Source organism: uncultured Pseudoflavonifractor sp. (assembly GCF_944387805.1).
GTDB lineage: Bacteria > Bacillota > Clostridia > Oscillospirales > Oscillospiraceae > Pseudoflavonifractor.
On record NZ_CALXGI010000058.1, the window covers coordinates 1 to 18,012 of the forward strand.

An 18,012-nucleotide genomic window follows, 5' to 3' on the forward strand; every position below is an offset into this window, starting at 1 on the left:
CCCCTTTAGGGGTATTGTCTGTATTATGCCCTTATAGGGCTTAATCAAGCCTCCGGCTTAGCCGGAGGTTGTGACTTCGACCGGAAAAAAGAAAACCGGAAGAGTACCGGCAGGAAACGGGAGGTAAGTTATGAAGGAACTGAAGGGGAGAGAACTGCTGCTGGTGGGGTTCACCCTGTTCTCCATGTTTTTCGGGGCGGGGAACCTGATATTCCCGCCGTTTACCGGCGCTCAGGCGGGAACCGGCACCTGGATTGCTTTTGCGGGACTGGCCGTGTCGGCGGTGGGGTTTCCGATTCTGGGGGTGGTGGCGGTGGCCCGCTCCGGCGGGCTGGATGCGCTGGCGGGCCGGGTGAGCCCCTGGTTTGCGGCAGTGTTCACCTTTTTGATTTATCTGTCCATCGGCCCCTGCCTGGCCATTCCAAGAACAGCCAGCACCTCTTTTGAGATGGCGGTCACCCCCTTCCTGGGGGAGGGGGCGCCCACTGAACTGCTCCAGCTGATTTACTCCCTGCTGTTCTTTGCCGCTGCTCTGGCTCTGGCATTAAAGCCTGAGCGGCTCACCGACCGGCTGGGGAAAGTTCTCTGTCCCATCCTCATCGCCCTGATTGTGGTGCTCTTTGTGGGCTGCCTGGTCAAGCCGGTGGGGGGCTACGCTGCTCCCAGCGGCAGCTACACCGGAAACGCGGCCGTTCAGGGTTTTGTGGACGGCTACCAGACCATGGATACCATCGCCGCCCTCAACTTCGGCATCATCATTGCTTTGAACATCAGGGCGCGGGGGGTGGAGAGCGAAAAGGGCGTGGTGCGCACGACCATCCGGGCAGGATGGATTGCCGGAATCATGCTGCTGGTGATTTACGCTATGCTGGCCCACATCGGCGCCATGGCAGGGGGCGCTTTCCCGGGCACGGAGAATGGCGCTCAGACCCTGACCAAGATGGTGCCCGCTGTATTCGGCCCCTGGGGCAGCGCCATTCTGGCGGCTGTGTTTGTCATTGCCTGCTTCAACACCTGCGTGGGCCTTATCAGCTGCTGCAGCGAGTACTTCTGCGGGCTGTTCCCCAAAATCTCCTACCGGTGGTGGACGGTATTTTTCGCCGTGGTGAGCATGGCGGTGTCCAACGCGGGCCTGAACATGATTCTCAAGGTGTCAGTACCCGTGCTCAACGCCATCTACCCGGTGGCAATCGTACTTATTCTCCTGTCCTTTTGCCAGAAATGGCTGGGAGGCCTGCGGTATGTGTACCCTGTAACCATACTCTTCACCGGCGTGTCCAGTGTGCTCTCCGCCCTGCGGGGAGCGTCCCTGCTGCCGGCCGGGGCAGCCGAACTGCTGACCAAAGCGCCTCTGGCGTCCCTGGGACTGGGCTGGGCAACGCCTGCGGCGGCAGGGGTTGTCGTTGGCGTGCTTCTGTCCCTGGTGAGGGGCGGCCGCCGCCGGGCTCAGCTTGAATAGAAAGAAATAAAAGTAAACGCCGCGCTTCGTACCGAGTACAGAGCGCGGCGTTTGCTGTTTGGACTTAGAACTGCTCCAGCAGGAAGCGGCCGATGCTCTCCATGGCCAGACTGGACTTGCGGGTGGGGAACATCTGGAATACATGCCACATGTTGTTCCATACCTCCAGGCGGCAGGGCACCTGGGCAGCGTTCATCCGGTCCCGCAGGCGGATAGAGTCAGAGAGGAGCAGTTCGTTGCTGCCGGCCTGAATCAGAGTGGGCGGGAAGCCGGAAAAATCGCCGAAAAGCGGAGAGAGAAGCGGGTCGGCCAGATCGTGGCCCCGGGCGTAGGCGGAGCGGACGGCCTTGATGTACTCAAGGCTAATGGTGGGGTCCAGAGCGGCCCGCTCGGTGTAGGACCGGCCGCTGGCGGTCATGTCGGTCCAGGGAGACATGAGGATGAGCCGGGCAGGCAGCCGGCGGCCCATGGCCTTGAGCCGGTGGCAGAGCACCAGGGCCATATTGCCGCCGGCAGAGTCTCCGGCCACTACAATGTCCCGTGCGCCGTAGCCCTGGTACATCAGGTAGTCCCAGGCCTTCATGGCGTCGTCCGCGGCGGCGGGGAAGGGGTGCTCAGGGGCCAGGCGGTACTCAAAGGCCATCACCTCCCAGCCGGTGACGTTGGCCAGCTTGGCAGCCAGGGGGCGGGAGTAGCCCAGATTGCCGCTGGTGTAGCCGCCGCCGTGGCAGTAGAGCACCGCCCGCCGCCGGTCGTGACCCCGCTCGGGCCGGACCCAGGCGGCGTTCATGCCCTCCAGGGTGAAGGACTCCCACTTCATGCCCAGCATGGGGGCGGCCAAGCGGCCCAGCAGCTCCTGGGCCGCCCGTTGGCGCTCCAAGTCCTCCGGGGCTGTGGACTCGGGAGAGGTGGCAGAGTGGATGGCCTTGAGGGCGCGCATCATGGGGGCCAGCCGCCGGTCCTCGGCGGTGTCCCTGCGCGCGGCTGGGCGGATGAGCTTCATCCGGCGTTTTTCAGGTGTGTGTTCCATGGGGACCTCCTTGGGAAGTTGGGGGATAAAACGGGAAAAATGCCTGTAAATCCGGGATACAGAGCGTTTGAAGATAGATTATATCATACTATGCCTGGCTGGAAAAGAAAAGAGGCAGAATTTGCGGCAGATGGGCAGGTTGTAGTTTTGCGCCAACCATGCTACAATATGGGGTGCGAAAGCGGTCCTGGGGCCGGGAGAAGAGGGTGAGAAGATGCCCAAGCATAAGAAGAAAAAGCCGGACTGGTATCCTCTGGACAATGCGGGCGTGCTCTACGCCTCCATTCAGAAAGAGAAATATTCGGCCATCTACCGGTTCTCAGCGGTGATGACGGAGGAGGTGGACCCGGCCGCGCTCCAGCGGGCGGTGGACCAGGTAATGCCCCGGTTTCCCGGCTTCCGGGTGCGGATTAAGCAGGGCCTGTTCTGGTACTACCTGGAGCCCAACGACGCTCCGGGCCCCTTTGTCCGGCCGGATATCGCCAACCCCTGCCAGCCGGTGCGGTTCAAGGAGGACAACGGCTGGCTGGTGCGGTTTTACTACTACCGGCGCCGCATCTCTCTGGAGGTTTTTCACGCCCTGTCAGACGGCAGCGGCGCGCTGACCTTTTTCCGCACGCTGCTGGCGGTGTACCTGCGGGAGACGGGAGTGGATATCCCCGAGGGCGGCGGCGTGCTGAACATCCATGAGCCTCCGGCCAGGGAGGAGATGGAGGATGCCTATTCCCGCTACGCGGGAAAGAAGGTGCTCCGGGGCGGCTGGCAGAAGACGGCCTACCCCAACACCAGTGAAGCAGAACCCTTTTACACGCTGAATGTGACCATGGGCTTTATGCCGGTGGACAAGCTCAAGGAGGTGGCCAAACGATACGGCGCCTCCATTACGGAATACCTGGCGGCAGTGCTGATGCAGGCCATCATGGAGAACCAGGCGGCCCAGCGGCCACACCGGCCCCGCCCGGTGGCCCTGGCCATCCCCATCAACCTGCGGGGCTGGTTCCCATCCAAGACCCTGCGGAACTTTATCCTTACGGTGCGGCCCTGTATTGACCCCGCTCTGGGGGAGTATACCTTCCAGGAAATTGTGGACCGGGTACACCACTTTATGCGCCTGAGCGTCAACCGGCAGGAGATGCGGGCGGTGTTTACCGGCAATGTGCGCTTTACTGCCAACCGGTTTCTCCAGCTCATCCCGGTGGTGCTGAAGAATCCGGTTATGTCCCTGTCCTACCGGCTGGTGGCGGCCCGGCCATACTCGGCCACCTACACCAATCCGGGGCAGTTCAAGGTGCCCCCTGAGATGGCGCCCCACATCCAGCGGATGGAGGTTATCCTGGGCCAGGCTACCCGGCCCTCGCCTCACTGCGCCTCCATCAGCTATGGAAATGTAATGGAGATAACCTTTGCAGGCACTGGGGTGTCAAGCGAGACAGAACGCCGGTTTTTCACCCACCTGGTAAAGGAAGGGATTCCCGTCCGGGTGGAGAGCAACCGAACAAAATGACGGCCGGAGGGCCGCCTCAGAGGTGAAAGGATATGTCATATTGCGTCAACTGCGGCGTAGAGCTGGACGATACGGCCCAGTCCTGTCCGCTGTGCCATACGCCGGTGCTCAATCCCAACAAGCCGGTGGATATGTGGGGTCCCAAGCCCTTTCCCACGGAGAAAGGGGAGGTGCCTCCGGTAGCCCGGGGGGAACTGGCCCTTCTGATCAGCGCCATGCTGGTGTCAGTGGCGGTGTGCTGCGGCGTGCTGAACCTGTTCCTGCGGGCGGAACGGGCTTGGTCGCTGTATGTCATCGGCGCGGCGGTCATGCTGTGGATTTGGTTTGTGCCGCCCTTGCTGCTGCGGCGGCTGCCGGTATGCCTGCGTCTGGTGCTGGATGTTTTGGCTGTGGCCCTGTATGTGTTTCTCATCTCTCTGGACCTGGGCGGCGGAAACTGGTATTGGCACCTGGCGCTGCCCATTATTCTGCTGGGCGGGGCGATTGTGCTGGGGCTGGCACTGATTTTCCGGGGTGGCAGGCGGTCCATCCTGACTACTACCACATTGATTATCGGGGCCATTGGCCTGTTTCTGCTGGGCGTGGAGCTGTTTGTGGACCGTTTTCTCACAGGCAGCTGGCAGCCGGGCTGGTCCCTGATTGTGGTGACGGTGTGCGTGGCCCTGATGATTCCCCTGGTGATTGTCCGCCGGGTGCCCTCCCTGCGGGAGGAGGTCCGGCGCAGGTTTCATATGTAAGCAAAAATCGCCTGCCGGCGCCATGCCGGCAGGCGATTTTAATTCTTTTAGCTCCCCGCTCTGGCCGTGTGGACCCATTTAAAACCTGCACGAAATGGCAGGTGGGTTGCCTCCATGATGTTTCTCCGCTTCCAACTTCCGACCTCGGGAGTCGGGAGGCCTGCGATCCGCACCATGAGTGTGGCATCCCGTTTCAGAAATGTGGGTTTAAATAAAGCCCATCACGCACCGAGCAGGGAGAGAAAAGGAAGGCCTTACTGGCCGTCCTCCTCGTCTGCAAACAGCTGTTCCATAAACTGCTGGTAGACCAGCTCCAGCTCCTCGTCGCTGTCCAGGGTGGAGAGCTGTTCCTCGCCGTCTACCTCCACCACCTTCATAATGATGAGGCCGTACTCCTCGTCCAGGTCCACCTCTTCCACATCCTTGCCGTCCTCGACAGCGGGGAAGAAGGCCATGTAGGTCTCGCCATTATACTCCAGGGTGTCCAAATGCTCCAGCTCAAACTCGTTGCCGTCCTCATCCGTGACGGTGATGAAATCCGGGCCGTACTCTTCGCTCATAGTCTGCACCGTTTCCTTTCCGATGTTACAATGGTATTGTAACCTGAATGAAGAAAAAAAGCAATAGAGGGACGAGCCAAATTTTATCTTCCGTTTACACTGGAGGCGAAATGTAAATCATTAGGGTGGACAAGAGAGCGATTTATGTTTATAATAAGGGCTGTTGAATAAACCGTTTTGCGGTTTATTTGTGCAGCATCTGCCGCACAATCCTTCGAAAAAGGATAAAATGAGCTGCTTTTGGAGGATTTGGCGCGGACTGGCGGGTGCAGCCGACAGCGCGTGGAGACAGAGAACAGATTGATAGAGCACCATAGCTTACGGAGGTGTTATTTTGGCCAATACCAACGAGACCTGGAGCGGCAGCCCGGGTCAGACCCCGGCGCCCCGGCGCAGAAAACGCAGAAGAAAGGGCAGTACGGTGGGCCATGTCTTTGCCACCATCGGCAAAGTACTGGGCACGCTTGTACTGGTCGGCATCACCACCTGCGCCTTCCTGGCCTGCTTTGCGGCAATTTATATTCAGCAGGTGATCATTCCCCAGACAGACCTGAATCTGGGCGACTTTATTGTGGATATGTCTCTCTCCAGCACCATGTACTACACCGACAGCAGCGGCACCCTTCAGGAGCTGCGCACCATCTACGGCTCCGACGGCAACCGGGTCTGGGTGGAGTATGAGGACATTCCTCAGAATCTGATTAACGCCACCATCGCCATCGAGGACCACCGATTCCGGGAACACCACGGCGTGGACTGGATTCGCACAGCCAAGGGCGTGCTGACCATGTTCACCGGAGGCGACGTCCAGGGCGGCTCCACCATCACCCAGCAGCTTATCAAAAACCTGACCACCGAGAAGGAGGTCACGGTTCAGCGGAAGATTCTGGAGATTTTCCGGGCCCTGGAGTTTGAGAAGAAGTACTCCAAGAACCAGATCCTGGAGGCTTATCTCAACTATATCTACCTGGGCGAGCACTGCAACGGCGTGTATACCGCAGCCTATACCTATTTCGGCAAGGACGTGTCTCAACTCTCCCTGGCTGAGTGCGCCAGCCTGATCAGCATCACCAACAACCCCTCTATGTATAACCCCTACCTCAACAAGGAGAACAACACCTACCGCGCCAATCTGGTCATCAGCCGGATGCTGGAACTGGGGATGATCTCCCAGGAGGAGTACGACCAGGCCAAGGCCGAGCTGGACGCAGGGCTGAACTTCGTCCGGGGCGAGGACGAGGAGCGGGACGAGACCGCCTACACCTGGTATGAGGACCAGGTGATTGCAGACGTGGTGGCCGACCTGATGGAGAAGTACGACTACTCCGAGACCACTGCGCTGAATATGATCTACTACGGCGGCCTGACCATTGAGACCTGCCTGGACATGGACATCCAGAACATTGTGGATTCGGTCTATGAGAACATGGACAACCTGCCCTACATCTCCTCCTCCGGCCAGCAGCTCCAGTCCGCCATTGTCATCGTGGACCCGGAGGGCAACATTGTGGCGTTGTCCGGCGGCATGGGAGAGAAGGAGGGCAGCCGTATCTGGAGCCGGGCCACTGACAGCAAGCGGGCCCCCGGTTCCTCCTTCAAGCCTCTGTCGGTGTACGCCCCCGCTCTGGATATGGGTCTCATCACTCCGGGCACCGTCTTTGACGACAGTCCCTATCAGCTGGAGGGAGGGAGCCCCTACCCCAGCAACTCCTATAACAGGTACCTGGGGCGTATGACCGTCCGGGACGCCATCAAGATCTCTTCCAACGCCGTGGCCATCAAGACTCTGGCCCTGCTGACGCCCCAGGCGTCCTTTGACTTCCTGACCACCAAGCTGGGCTTTACCAACAGCGACGACGGCCTGGTGTACCAGAAGGAGGTGGGGGGGCGCACCCTGACCGACGTGGCCCTGGCGCCGCTGTCCATGGGCGGCCTGACCAACGGCGTGTCTGTCCGTGAGATGGCCACCGCCTACTCTGTGTTCCCCCGGGGCGGCACTTATCTGGAGAGCCGCACCTACTACCGGGTGCTGGACTCCAATGGCAACGTGCTGCTGGACACCAATGAGGAGCGGGTGCCTGTCACCGCCGTGAAAGACACCACTGCCTGGTATATCAACTCCATGCTCAAGGGCGTGGTGAGCTATGACCGGGTGAGCGGCAATATTGCCACCGGCTATGAGGCCGTCCTGGAGAATATGACCGTGGCCGGCAAGACCGGTTCCACCAACTCCAACCGGGACCGCTGGTTTGTGGGCTACACACCCTACTATACCGCCGCCGTCTGGTGCGGTTATGACCAGCAGGAGCGTATCACCTCCAACGGCAATCCCTCTGCCCAGATGTGGACCAAGGTTATGAGCCAGATTCATGCCGGGCTGGAGAACAAGGATTTCCCCCAGCCCGATGGCCTGACCGAGGTGACAATCTGCACGGAGAGCGGCATGATTGCCACCGACGCCTGCGCGCTGGATCCCCGTGGTCTCCAGACGGTAAAGGAGTACTACTTTGCGGGCGACGCGCCTACGGAGTACTGCACCGTCCACAATACCACGCCATTCCCTGAGGGCGGCCTGGTGACTGTGTGTCTGGACGATCCTTTCCTGGACGGCAACGGCAACCCCACCGGCATGTATCATATCGCCGGAGACAACTGCCCCGAAGCCAGAAAGTCTACTGTGTCCGTGCTGGACTTTGTCCGGGAGCGGGTGGGCAGCAATTACAGCATTGCCGACGACATCTTTACCAAGGACTACCTGCTTCAGGCGGGGACCGCGGCCTATTGCACTGTCCACAATGAAGTGCTGCCCTACGACCCGGCTACCTTCAACATCGAGGACAAGACTACCTGGCCTACTCAGGCCCAGTGGCCCGGTTTTGACCCGGAGGACGAATCCACTTGGCCTGTGGTAGAGACCACGGAGCCGGAGACTTACGACCCGGAGACCTTTGACTTCCTCAACCCGGCCACCTGGCCCACCCAGGAGCAGTGGCCCGGCTTTGACATTGAGGACAACAGCACCTGGCCCACGCCGGGCGGCACGCCTCCCGGAAACGACCCCTGGGAGCAGCCCGCTGAGCCTGGCGAGACCACGCCGCCGGAGGATGGAGGGAGCGTGGTGACGCCCACGCCCACGCCTGACCCCAGCGTCAGTCCTACGCCCGGCGAAACGCCGTCTGAGGCGCCCTATATCCCGGCGGCATAAGAGATAAGCACGCGGCTATGCGGAACGCCTCCCGGCTTAAAACCGGGGGGCGTTTATTCTGAGCCGACCCGGCGGGAATTCGCTCCTTGCCTTTCAGGGCATGCTATGCTAAAATTGATAAAACTGGATGAGCGAGGGGGCGGTAAGGCGTCCGGTGTGCATTGCGCCGCCGGGCGGCGGCTTCCAACGGAGAGAAAAACCGGAGGTGTGTCATGAAGATTCAGGAATCCGCAGAGAATTATCTGGAGACCATCCTGATGCTCAAGGAAGAAAAAGGCGCGGTGCGCTCCGTTGATATTGCCCGCAAGATGGATTTCTCCAAGCCCAGCATCAGCCGGGCCATGAGCCTGCTGCGGGAGAACGGCTATATCACCATGGACAAGGAGGGCCTCATCAACCTGACCGACGCAGGCATGGAGATTGCCTCCCGCATTTATGAGCGCCACCGGCTGCTGAGCAAATGGCTGGTGGCCCTGGGAGTCTCGCCGGAGACGGCGGCGGAGGACGCCTGCCGCATTGAGCACGACGTGTCGGACGAGACATTCCAGAAGATTAAGGAGCATATTGCCGGGAAGCTTCCGGAGGATTAAGCAGAACGGTTTTGCCCCCGGCCATCAGGTGGCCGGGGGCATTTTTGTGCCGGAGAATGGCGGATAGGAGGGGCGGCATGATTGCAGACCTGCATATTCACTCAAAATACTCCCGCGCCACCAGCGCCCAGTGTGTGCCCGAATACCTGGACCTGTGGGCCAGGCGGAAGGGCATTGGACTGGTGGGGACCGGCGACTTCACCCACCCGGCCTGGCGGGCGGAGCTGGCGGACAAGCTGGAGCGGGACGGGAACGGACTGTATGTCTTGAAAAAAGAGTACTGCCAGCCTGAGGAGATTCCCGGTGCAGGCACGCCCCGCTTTGTGGTCACCGGGGAGATCAGCACCATCTACAAGAAGGACGGCAGAGTGCGGAAGGTCCACAGCCTCATCCTCCTGCCCGGCCTGGAGGCGGCAGAGGAGCTTTCCCGCCGGCTGGAGGCCATCGGCAACATCCGCTCCGACGGACGGCCCATCCTGGGCCTGGACTGCCGGGACCTGCTGGAGATTACACTGGAGGCCTGTCCTGAGGCGGTGTTCATCCCCGCCCATATCTGGACGCCCCATTTCTCCGTCTTTGGGGCCTTTTCCGGCTTTGACCGTCTGGAGGACTGCTTTGGGGATTTGACCGGGGAGATTCACGCCTTAGAGACTGGACTCTCCTCCGACCCACCCATGAACTGGAGGCTCTCCGCGCTGGATGGCTATCAGCTGGTGTCCCACTCGGACGCCCACTCCCCGGCCAAACTGGGCCGTGAAGCAGATTTACTTGACATCAATCCTGACTATGACAGCCTGCGCCGTGCCCTGTGCACCGGCGAGGGCCTGCTGGGCACCCTGGAATTTTTTCCCGAAGAGGGGAAATATCATCTGGACGGCCACCGCCCCTGCGGCCGGTGCATGACGCCGGTGGAGACGGTGGCGGCAGGGGGCAAGTGCCCGGTGTGCGGGAAGAAGCTGACCATTGGGGTGCTTCACCGGGTGGAGGAGCTGGCCGACCGGCCTGAGGGCTTCCGTCCCCAGGGGGCCAAAGAGTTTCAGAGCCTGGTGCCTCTGCCTGAGGTCATCGCCGCCTCCCTGGGGGGCAGCCCGGAGAGCAAAAAGAACGCCGCTCTCTATATGCACATGTTGTCCCGGCTGGGCCCTGAGTTCCGCATTTTGCGGGACATCCCCGTCGAGGATATTGAGCGTACCGCCGGGCCCTGCGTGGCCGAGGGTATCCGACGCCTGCGCAGCGGCCAGGTGGAGCGGACGGCGGGATACGACGGAGTGTACGGCAAAATCGGCCTGCTGACCAGCGCAGAGCGGGAGGCCCTCAGCGGGCAGGAATGCCTGTTCGGCGCGGCTGTACCTGCACAGAAGAGCGAGAAAGCGCCCAAATCCCTGCCGGTCAAAAAGACAGCGGGGACGGCAGAGCAGAAGCACAAGGCGGCCGCCGGGCTTAATGAGGCCCAGCGGGCCGCTGTGGAGGCGGAAAGCCGGGCGGTGGCAGTGTCCGCCGGGCCGGGCACGGGCAAGACCCGCACCCTGGCCTACCGGATTGCCCATCTGATAGAGGACCAGGGGGTGAGCGCCGGACAGATTACGGCGGTTACTTTCACCAACCGGGCCGCCGAGGAGCTGCGGCAGCGGCTGGAGCATGTGCTGGGTGGCAGGCGGGCCATGCGCGGCCTGACGGTGGGCACCTTCCACGCCATCAGCCTGAAAAATCAGCCCGGCGTGTGCCTGCTGGATCAGTCCGAGGCGCTGGCTCTGGCAGAAGAGGCGGCGGGAGAGGCCATGTCCCCTGAAGAACTGCTTCGGGCGGTGTCCATGGAGAAAAACGGCCTGCCGATAGCGCTGAACAGTGAGGAGCGGAAGGCCTGCGAGGCCTATCAGGCGCTCCTGAAAGAGCGCGGGGCTATGGACTTCGACGACCTGCTGCTCTCCGAGCTGGCCCGGGCGGAGCATGCGCCAGACAAGGATCTGCGGCCCTTCACCTACCTGCTGGTGGACGAGTTCCAGGACTGCGACCCTATCCAGTACCGGCTGCTGCGGGCCTGGAACCGGGCGGGGGAGAGCTTGTTTGTCATCGGAGACCCGGACCAGGCCATCTACGGCTTCCGGGGCGGGGATGGGGCGAGCTGGAAGCGTCTGGCGGAGGACTGGCCGGAGGTGCGCACTGTCCGTCTGACGGAGAACTACCGCTCCCGGGCGGAGATCCTTCGCTGCGCCCTGCCGGTCATTGAGAAAAACGGGGGCGGACCCAGGGGACTTCGCAGCGTCCCGGGCCCCGGCGGCAGAGTGCGGCTGGTGACGGCGGAGAGCCCCCTGTCCCAGGGGATTTTTGTGGCCAGGGAGATTGGGCGCCAGGTGGGCGGCATGGACATGGTGTCCGCCGGCGGAGAGGCTGTCCGCACCTTCTCCGATTTTGCAGTGTGCTGCCGCACCCGTCGTCAGCTGGAGCTGCTGGAGGAGTGCCTGCGGAAAGAGGGCATTCCCTGTGCAGTTACTGGACGAGGCGGCTTTCTGACCCATCGGACGGTCCGGGGAGCGCTGGCCTTTTTCCGCGCCCTGGCCTGGCCGGAGCGGGAGGATCCGTCTCTGGCCCTGCTGCTGGGCTTTGACTGCCCGCTGGAGGCAGCTCACGCCGCAGCGGGGGTCTGGAACCGGGAGACAGGCAGCGCTGTGGAGCGGGCCAGAGCCGCCGAGGCGGCAGGTTCTGGTGTGGACAGCCTGTCCCGCTGGCGGGCGCTGATGGAGCAGCTGGCGCCTCTGATGGGCCGGGACAAGCCGATCCGTCTGCTGGAGGCCTATGGACGGGCGGTGGGCCAGGCGGGAACAAAGCCCCTGGAACAGCTGATGAACATGGCGGTGTTTTACCGCCGGATGGAGGACTTCCTCCTCAGCCTGGCCGTGGGCCGGGAGGCCGACCTGCTGCGCAGCGCGGGGCAGGGGTACCGGGCGGGCTATGTGACGCTGACCACCCTCCACGCCGCCAAGGGCCTGGAGTTCCCGGTGGTGTTCCTCTGCGGGGTGGAGAAGGGGCTGCTGCCCTACCAGTCCCGCCGCAGGGCCTCCGACCCGGCGGAGGAGCGGCGGCTGTTCTATGTGGGCATGACCCGGGCCATGGAGGAGCTCATTCTGGTCGCCGGACCGGAGCCGTCCCCCTTCCTGGCGGACATTCCGCCGGAGGCCGTGGAGACGGAGCGGGCAGCACGGCCCGCCCGGAGCGGGGACGGCCAGTTGAGCCTGTTTTAAGCGCTGTCCCGCCAGAGATGGAAAATCCCGCAGTCGTGAAGCCGTTTGAGAAAAATGGCAGCTAACGGGAAAAAGATCATGCCCCACACGCCGAAGACACGAAAGCCCACATACATGGCGAAGAGGGCGGCAAGGGGCGGCAGGCCCGCCTTCTGCCCCACCAGTCTGGGTTCCAGAAGACTGCGTACGGCGGACACAAGACCGTACAGCACGGCCAGTCCCAGAGCCAGCTTCCAGTTTCCGGACAGCAGGGAGAGCAGGGCCCAGGGAAGAAGCACTGTCCCTGTACCAAAGACAGGCAGTGCGTCCACCAGAGCCACCAGAGCGGCCAGCAGCAGGGCCAGATCCACCTGCAAGAGGAGAAAGCCTGCTGTCAGCTCGCCAAAGGTAATGAGCATCAGCAGGCCCTGGGCCCGCAGCCAGCCTCCCAGGGCATCCTTGAGCACGGGGACAGCGCGCCTGAGCCTGCTCTGCCAGGAAGCCGGCGTCTGCCGGGAGAGAAAGGCAAGCACCTGTGGCCGGGCGGCGCTGGAGAAGTAGGCGGCCAGGGCGGTGGTGAAGAGAAAAAGGGCGGCGTCGGGGACAGCAGCCGCTGCCCCGGCGGCAATCCCGGCCAGAAAATCATAGAGCTTGGCGGGCAGGGAGATACCCTGACGGATAAAGCCGTCCAGGGCGTCCTGGGCGAAGTCCTGGAGCTGGACGGGGAGCGCCACAATGAAGCGGTAGGCCCAGTCTCCCACCTGATTGCCCAGGGAGGGCAGACCGGCGAGCAGCACGGGAAGGCGGCCCAGCAGGAGGGCCAGCTCATATCCCGTCCGCCACAGAATGAGGCCCAGAACTCCGCAGAGCAGGAGAGCCAGTCCCGCAGTGGTAAGAGCGGCGGCTAGTCCCCGCCTGAGCCGAAACCGGTTCATCAGCATCTTCACAGCGGGCTCCATCAGCCAGGCCAGTCCCAGGGCCAGCAGAAAGGGAAGCACCCAGGGCAGCAGCACAGTGAGGGCCAGCCATACCCCGGCAGCGGCCAGAGCCGCACAGAGAAGGGTCAGCAGGACATGGACAAGGCGTTTTTCAGTCACGGACAGGACCTCCTGTGAAAAATGACGGAATATGAGGGATATTCAGCCGGAAATCTGTGAGATTGTGCTCTGCGTTTGTACTTGCGTCCAGCCTCCTACTATGCTAGAATGAAGTTCATACACAGACAAATGACCTTGTTGCAAAGACAAGGAGCCGGGAGGCTGCATAGAATGGCGAAGAAACCCAAATACTTCATTATAGATGCCGAGGCGCTGCCCGAGGTGTTCCTCAAGGTGGCGGAAGCCAAGCGGATGCTGGAGACCGGCGAGGCGGACACCGTCAACCGGGCCACTAAGGTGGCGGGCATCAGCCGCAGTGCCTTTTATAAATATAAGGATGCGGTCCGGCCCTTCAACGACATGCTCAACGGACGGATTGTCACCTTCCAAATCATGATGAAGGATGAGCCGGGGGTACTCTCTGCGGTCTTGAATATCTTTGCCCGGACGGGTGGGAATATTCTTACCATTAACCAGGGCATCCCGGTGAGCGGCTGCGCGGCGGTGACCATCGGCGCGGAGACCTCTGGACTGGAGGAGCCGGTAGAGGATCTGATGAACCGGGTGGCCGCCCAGGAGGGGGTTATCCGGTGCGAAATCCTGGCGGGATAAGGAATCCGCATGGCCCATTACAGCGATACAGAGAGGAAGAATGGTATGACAGTAAATGTAGCGATTCTGGGCTTTGGCACGGTGGGCTCCGGCGTGGCCGAGGTGCTGACCAAAAACCACACCCATATTGATGAGAAGGTCCACAATTCCGTCTGTCTGAAATACATTCTGGATGTGCGTGACTTTCCGGACAGCCCCTTTGGAGACAAAATTGTCCACGATTTCAGCGTAATTGAGAACGACCCCGAGGTCAACATCGTGGTGGAGACCATCGGCGGCGCCAAGATTGCCCGGGAGTTCACCGAGCGGGCCCTGAGGGCGGGCAAGAGTGTGGTGACCTCCAATAAGGAGCTGGTGGCCACCTGCGGCTACGAACTGCTGAGCCTGGCCAAGGAGCATGGCGTGAGCTACCTCTTTGAGGCCAGCGTAGGCGGCGGCATCCCCATTATCCGTCCTCTGAGCCGCTGCCTGGCGGCCAACGAGATTGAGGAGATCTGCGGCATCCTCAACGGCACCACCAACTACATTCTCACCCGCATGATTAAGGCAGGGCTGTCCTTTGAGGCGGCGCTGGCGGAAGCCCAGCAGAACGGCTACGCTGAGAAGGACCCCACTGCCGACATTGAGGGGGAGGACGCCTGCCGGAAAATCTGTATCCTGGGCGCCCTGGCCTTTGGCCGGCATATCTACCCCAGCCAGGTACCTACTGAGGGCATCACCAAGGTGACCCTGGCCGATGTGGCGTATGCCGACGCCTGCGGGCGGAAGATCAAACTGCTGGGCCGCGCCATCCGCCAGCCGGACGGCCGGGTGTGCGCCTATGTGGCGCCCCATCTGGTCAGCGGAGATGACCCTCTGAGCGGAGTGGAGGACGTGTTCAACGCCATTACAGTCCGGGGTGACGCGGTGGGCGACGTGATGTTCTACGGCCGCGGCGCCGGTAAGCTGCCCACCGCCAGCGCAGTGGTGGCCGACGTGATGGACGCCGCCCGGCACATCAAATCCATGAAGTACATGGCCTGGGGACCCGGAGGGGACGATGTGGTGGCCCCCGTGGATGGCCTGGAGAGTTCCTGGTATGTCCGCACCGCTGCGGATGCGGATGCGGTTCGCACCGCCTTTGGAGAGGTGAATTTCCTGGCCCGGGCTGGCGCCCCGGAGCATGAGACCGCCTTCCTCACCGGACCTATGACCCGGAGCCAGGTGGAGAGCAAGCTGGCGGGTATGGAGCAGCTCTCTCTCTTCCGTGTTCTGGATTGACAGCGGCTGTCCGGCGGCATAGAATAGGGCAGGCGGAACAGGGCCTGGACCGGTCCGGAGGGGCCGGGGCCAGGCCGGCGTTTCCGGCATGCCGCCGAGAAACACACTCATTGGGGGTACATAGAAATGGGACTCATTGTACAGAAATTTGGCGGAAGCTCGGTGGCGGACGCGGATAAAATCCGCAATGTAGCCCGCATCATCACCGAGACCTACCGCCGCGGACATAGCGTGGTGGCGGTGCTGTCCGCCCAGGGCGACACAACCGACGATCTGATTGCCAAGGCCGCGGAGATCAATCCCAACGGCTCCAAGCGTGAGATGGATATGCTCCTGTCCACCGGCGAACAGATCTCCTGTGCGCTGTGCGCTATGGCCATTGAGGCCATGGGTTATCCGGTCATCTCTCTCACCGGCTGGCAGGCCGGTGTGCGCACCAACTCGTCCTACTCCAACGCCCGCATCAAGCGTGTGGCGCCGGAGCGGATTCTGGCCGAACTGGACAAGAAGTGCATTGTGATTGTCACCGGCTTCCAGGGCATCAACAAGTATGACGACATCACCACCCTGGGCCGGGGCGGGTCGGATACCTCCGCTGTGGCGCTGGCGGCCAGCCTGCATGCGGATCTGTGCCAGATCTACACCGATGTGGACGGCGTCTATACCGCCGACCCCCGCCATGTGGAGGGCGCGAAAAAACTGGACGAGATTACCTTCGACGAGATGTTGGAGCTGGCCACCCTGGGCGCTCAGGTACTCCACAACCGGTCCGTCGAAATGGCAAAGCGGTACAATGTCAACCTGGAGGTGCTCTCCAGCTTCTCGGGCAACCCCGGGACCAAAGTCAAGGAGGTCGTGAAGAACGTGGAAAAGACGCATGTGAGCGGTGTAGCCAAAGACAAGGATGTAGCCCGGCTGGCTCTGGTGGGCCTGTCCGATACTCCGGGCATTGCCTTCAAGATTTTCTCTCTGCTGGCTAAGGCCAAGATCAACGTGGATATCATTCTCCAGTCCATCGGCCGGGGCGACACCAAAGACATCAGCTTTACCGTCCACAAAAGCGACAAGGACGAGGCGAAGCGTCTGCTGGAGGAGAACAAGGCCTACTTGGGCTTTGACCATATCGACGTCAGCGACAACATTGCCAAGGTGTCCATTGTGGGCGCTGGCATGATCAATAACCCCGGCGTAGCCTCCCTCATGTTTGAGGCGCTGTACAATGCGGGCATTAACATCAACATGATCTCCACCAGCGAGATCAAGGTGTCCGTCCTGGTGGATGCGGACGACGCCGACCGGGCGGTTCAGGCCGTCCACAACAAGTTCTTCTCCGAGTTTGGCGGGAACGTGTAAATTGGCAAAGAGGCGCGGAGTACCTGCTCCGCGCCTCTTATCATTGCGGATGAAGGGCCCGAATACGCTAAAAAAGCGCGCTGCAAGGCGAAAAATGGGGATGCGGAGAAAAAAGCCAGCGCTTTGAAGCGCTGGCTTTCTCAATGCTGCTGTGACGGGATATAGAGAGGGGAAGGCGGCTTATTCAGGAGCTTCCGTTTTTTCTCCTGCGGGGCGGAGGGGAGAGACATCGTGCTCCAGGCAGATGGCGGAGCCATCAGGGGTGAGGGCCTGAAATTCCTTCTGAATCCGCTGGCCAATCTGGAGGGCGTTTTCACAGGAGGCGTCCAGGACCATGAGCAGAAATTGGCAGCTGCTGTACTGCGTGAAAACATCGCCTGCCCGCACAGAGCGCTGGATGACCTGGCGCAGCAGCTCCATGTACTGCTTCCTGTTTTCCAGCGGGATAAAATCTCCGTTTTTATCGGTCAGAGTTAAAAGAATGATATAGGCGCTGGAGCCGTTGCGGCGCAGGCCCCGCTCTACAAAGCGAAAAATCCGCCGGAAGTTGTCATAATCCTGGCAGTAAGCCCCGGGGGCCAGCGATTCCTCCGTCAGGTCCTGGCGGATGCGTTTCATGTCAGTATGGATGCCCTTGGCATTTCCAGACAGGACAGTCATAAGCGTACCTCTCAGTTATATATGGGGAAGAATTCGTATTTTATTTATACATAATATCACTAAGATTGTGGATATTCAAGGGCAAAGAGAAAAAAGAAGAGGTATAAAAGGGAAAAGCGGAAGGCTGCAAGCCTTCCGCTTTTTTTGACACAAACCATTAGTCTGCCAGATACTTTTTCACCAGTTCCTGAAGCAGCTCGTCCCGGTCGAGACGGCGAATCAACGCGCGGGCGTTGTTATAATTGGTGATATAAGTGGGGTCTTCAGAGAGAATATAACCCACAATCTGATTGATGGGGTTGTAGCCCTTCTCCTGAAGAGAGTTGTAGACAGACGTGAGAATATCCTTAATCTCCTGGTCCTTGTCATAGTTGAGACTAAATTTTCTTGTATAGTCTATCTCCATAAACGGGTACACCTCCCAAGGCTGTTGACAGCCTGTAACTATTTCTTATTCTACCCGAAATCCCTTGAGGTGTAAAGGGGGGGATCGGAAAATTAATAAAAGATTTAATCCTCGCCCGGAGAAGGAAAGAATGGCGCAGAAAGACAAGCGGTTCGCTTTTTAGGAGAGCAGGCGGGATTCTTCCGCCACTATCAGTTCCACAGGGGAAAGCCGCAGGTCCCGCGGGCAGCCAAATGGAATCCTTAGCGCAGGACGGCGCCCAGTTCGCTCTCCAGGAGAGCCAGCACGCTCTTCACATCTTCATCCGCCTCGGCGGCAGTG

At 60.9% G+C, this 18,012-nt stretch carries 14 protein-coding genes and 1 other RNA gene; 9 read left to right on the top strand and 6 right to left on the bottom strand.

What is annotated here, in order from left to right:
- The first annotated feature begins 130 nt into the window (after positions 1–130).
- Positions 131–1,459, top strand: a complete 1,329-nt coding sequence (gene brnQ, locus Q0K06_RS11440) for a branched-chain amino acid transport system II carrier protein (RefSeq protein WP_294552550.1) — start codon at positions 131–133, stop codon at positions 1,457–1,459.
- Between the two features lie 64 nt (positions 1,460–1,523).
- On the opposite strand, the gene Q0K06_RS11445 is transcribed toward brnQ, so the two are convergent.
- Complete coding sequence (locus tag Q0K06_RS11445) at positions 1,524–2,489, bottom strand: alpha/beta hydrolase (protein ID WP_294552553.1); 966 nt, start codon at positions 2,487–2,489, stop codon at positions 1,524–1,526.
- Positions 2,490–2,703: 214 nt separating this feature from the next.
- Here Q0K06_RS11445 and Q0K06_RS11450 point away from each other — a divergent pair, with 214 nt between their 5' ends.
- A complete protein-coding gene (locus Q0K06_RS11450; RefSeq protein ID WP_294552556.1) occupies positions 2,704–3,993 on the top strand; it encodes a hypothetical protein in 1,290 nt (429 codons plus the stop codon).
- A gap of 32 nt (positions 3,994–4,025) precedes the next feature.
- Complete coding sequence (locus tag Q0K06_RS11455; protein ID WP_294552558.1) at positions 4,026–4,730, top strand: DUF6320 domain-containing protein; 705 nt, start codon at positions 4,026–4,028, stop codon at positions 4,728–4,730.
- A gap of 48 nt (positions 4,731–4,778) precedes the next feature.
- Here Q0K06_RS11455 and ssrS read toward each other — a convergent pair.
- Together ssrS and Q0K06_RS11465 are read right to left on the bottom strand one after the other, a co-directional pair.
- Positions 4,779–4,972, bottom strand: a non-coding RNA gene (ssrS, locus tag Q0K06_RS11460) — 6S RNA.
- A gap of 12 nt (positions 4,973–4,984) precedes the next feature.
- The gene (locus Q0K06_RS11465; RefSeq protein WP_294552561.1) at positions 4,985–5,290 is read right to left on the bottom strand and encodes a DUF1292 domain-containing protein; all 306 of its coding nucleotides are present in this window, start codon (positions 5,288–5,290) and stop codon (positions 4,985–4,987) included.
- A 334-nt stretch (positions 5,291–5,624) separates the two neighbouring features.
- Between Q0K06_RS11465 and Q0K06_RS11470 the strand changes: the two genes are divergently transcribed.
- From Q0K06_RS11470 to Q0K06_RS11480, 3 genes are all read left to right on the top strand, one after another.
- Positions 5,625–8,495 carry a transglycosylase domain-containing protein gene (locus Q0K06_RS11470; RefSeq protein ID WP_294552564.1) on the top strand — a complete coding sequence of 957 codons (2,871 nt, stop codon included), beginning with the start codon at positions 5,625–5,627 and terminating at the stop codon, positions 8,493–8,495.
- Between the two features lie 212 nt (positions 8,496–8,707).
- Positions 8,708–9,085 (top strand): metal-dependent transcriptional regulator, encoded by a 378-nt coding sequence (locus tag Q0K06_RS11475; protein ID WP_294552567.1) that lies wholly within the window; start codon positions 8,708–8,710, stop codon positions 9,083–9,085.
- Between the two features lie 77 nt (positions 9,086–9,162).
- Entirely contained in the window at positions 9,163–12,324 is a 3,162-nt protein-coding gene (locus Q0K06_RS11480) for a UvrD-helicase domain-containing protein (RefSeq protein WP_294552570.1), read from the top strand.
- On the opposite strand, the gene ytvI is transcribed toward Q0K06_RS11480, so the two are convergent.
- Positions 12,321–13,400, bottom strand: a complete 1,080-nt coding sequence (ytvI, locus tag Q0K06_RS11485; protein ID WP_294552573.1) for a sporulation integral membrane protein YtvI — start codon at positions 13,398–13,400, stop codon at positions 12,321–12,323. The two genes, Q0K06_RS11480 and ytvI, sit on opposite strands and share 4 nt — an antisense overlap.
- Before the next feature lie 171 nt (positions 13,401–13,571).
- On the opposite strand from ytvI, the gene Q0K06_RS11490 reads away from it, so the two are divergent.
- The 3 genes from Q0K06_RS11490 (at position 13,572) to Q0K06_RS11500 (ending at position 16,625) form a co-directional block, all read left to right on the top strand.
- Positions 13,572–14,012: an ACT domain-containing protein gene (locus Q0K06_RS11490; protein WP_294552576.1), complete on the top strand. Its 441-nt coding sequence runs from the start codon at positions 13,572–13,574 to the stop codon at positions 14,010–14,012.
- Positions 14,013–14,057: 45 nt separating this feature from the next.
- The gene (locus Q0K06_RS11495) at positions 14,058–15,272 is read left to right on the top strand and encodes a homoserine dehydrogenase (RefSeq protein WP_294552579.1); all 1,215 of its coding nucleotides are present in this window, start codon (positions 14,058–14,060) and stop codon (positions 15,270–15,272) included.
- 126 nt (positions 15,273–15,398) lie between these two features.
- Positions 15,399–16,625: an aspartate kinase gene (locus Q0K06_RS11500; RefSeq protein ID WP_294552582.1), complete on the top strand. Its 1,227-nt coding sequence runs from the start codon at positions 15,399–15,401 to the stop codon at positions 16,623–16,625.
- A gap of 180 nt (positions 16,626–16,805) precedes the next feature.
- Here Q0K06_RS11500 and Q0K06_RS11505 read toward each other — a convergent pair whose 3' ends face one another.
- Both Q0K06_RS11505 and Q0K06_RS11510 read right to left on the bottom strand, forming a co-directional pair.
- The gene (locus Q0K06_RS11505; protein WP_294552587.1) at positions 16,806–17,285 is read right to left on the bottom strand and encodes a hypothetical protein; all 480 of its coding nucleotides are present in this window, start codon (positions 17,283–17,285) and stop codon (positions 16,806–16,808) included.
- 157 nt (positions 17,286–17,442) lie between these two features.
- Entirely contained in the window at positions 17,443–17,691 is a 249-nt protein-coding gene (locus tag Q0K06_RS11510; RefSeq protein WP_294552590.1) for an IreB family regulatory phosphoprotein, read from the bottom strand.
- Positions 17,692–18,012 lie beyond the last annotated feature (321 nt).

Coding starts and splice junctions, on each gene's coding strand:
- Q0K06_RS11495 (WP_294552579.1), top strand. CDS start 14,058: ATGACAGTAAATGTAGCGATTCTGGGCTTTGGCACGGTGGGCTCCGGC.
- Q0K06_RS11465 (WP_294552561.1), bottom strand. CDS start 5,290: ATGAGCGAAGAGTACGGCCCGGATTTCATCACCGTCACGGATGAGGAC.
- Q0K06_RS11490 (WP_294552576.1), top strand. CDS start 13,572: ATGGCGAAGAAACCCAAATACTTCATTATAGATGCCGAGGCGCTGCCC.
- Q0K06_RS11500 (WP_294552582.1), top strand. CDS start 15,399: ATGGGACTCATTGTACAGAAATTTGGCGGAAGCTCGGTGGCGGACGCG.
- Q0K06_RS11480 (WP_294552570.1), top strand. CDS start 9,163: ATGATTGCAGACCTGCATATTCACTCAAAATACTCCCGCGCCACCAGC.
- Q0K06_RS11455 (WP_294552558.1), top strand. CDS start 4,026: ATGTCATATTGCGTCAACTGCGGCGTAGAGCTGGACGATACGGCCCAG.
- Q0K06_RS11475 (WP_294552567.1), top strand. CDS start 8,708: ATGAAGATTCAGGAATCCGCAGAGAATTATCTGGAGACCATCCTGATG.
- Q0K06_RS11445 (WP_294552553.1), bottom strand. CDS start 2,489: ATGGAACACACACCTGAAAAACGCCGGATGAAGCTCATCCGCCCAGCC.
- Q0K06_RS11510 (WP_294552590.1), bottom strand. CDS start 17,691: ATGGAGATAGACTATACAAGAAAATTTAGTCTCAACTATGACAAGGAC.
- brnQ (WP_294552550.1), top strand. CDS start 131: ATGAAGGAACTGAAGGGGAGAGAACTGCTGCTGGTGGGGTTCACCCTG.
- Q0K06_RS11505 (WP_294552587.1), bottom strand. CDS start 17,285: ATGACTGTCCTGTCTGGAAATGCCAAGGGCATCCATACTGACATGAAA.
- Q0K06_RS11450 (WP_294552556.1), top strand. CDS start 2,704: ATGCCCAAGCATAAGAAGAAAAAGCCGGACTGGTATCCTCTGGACAAT.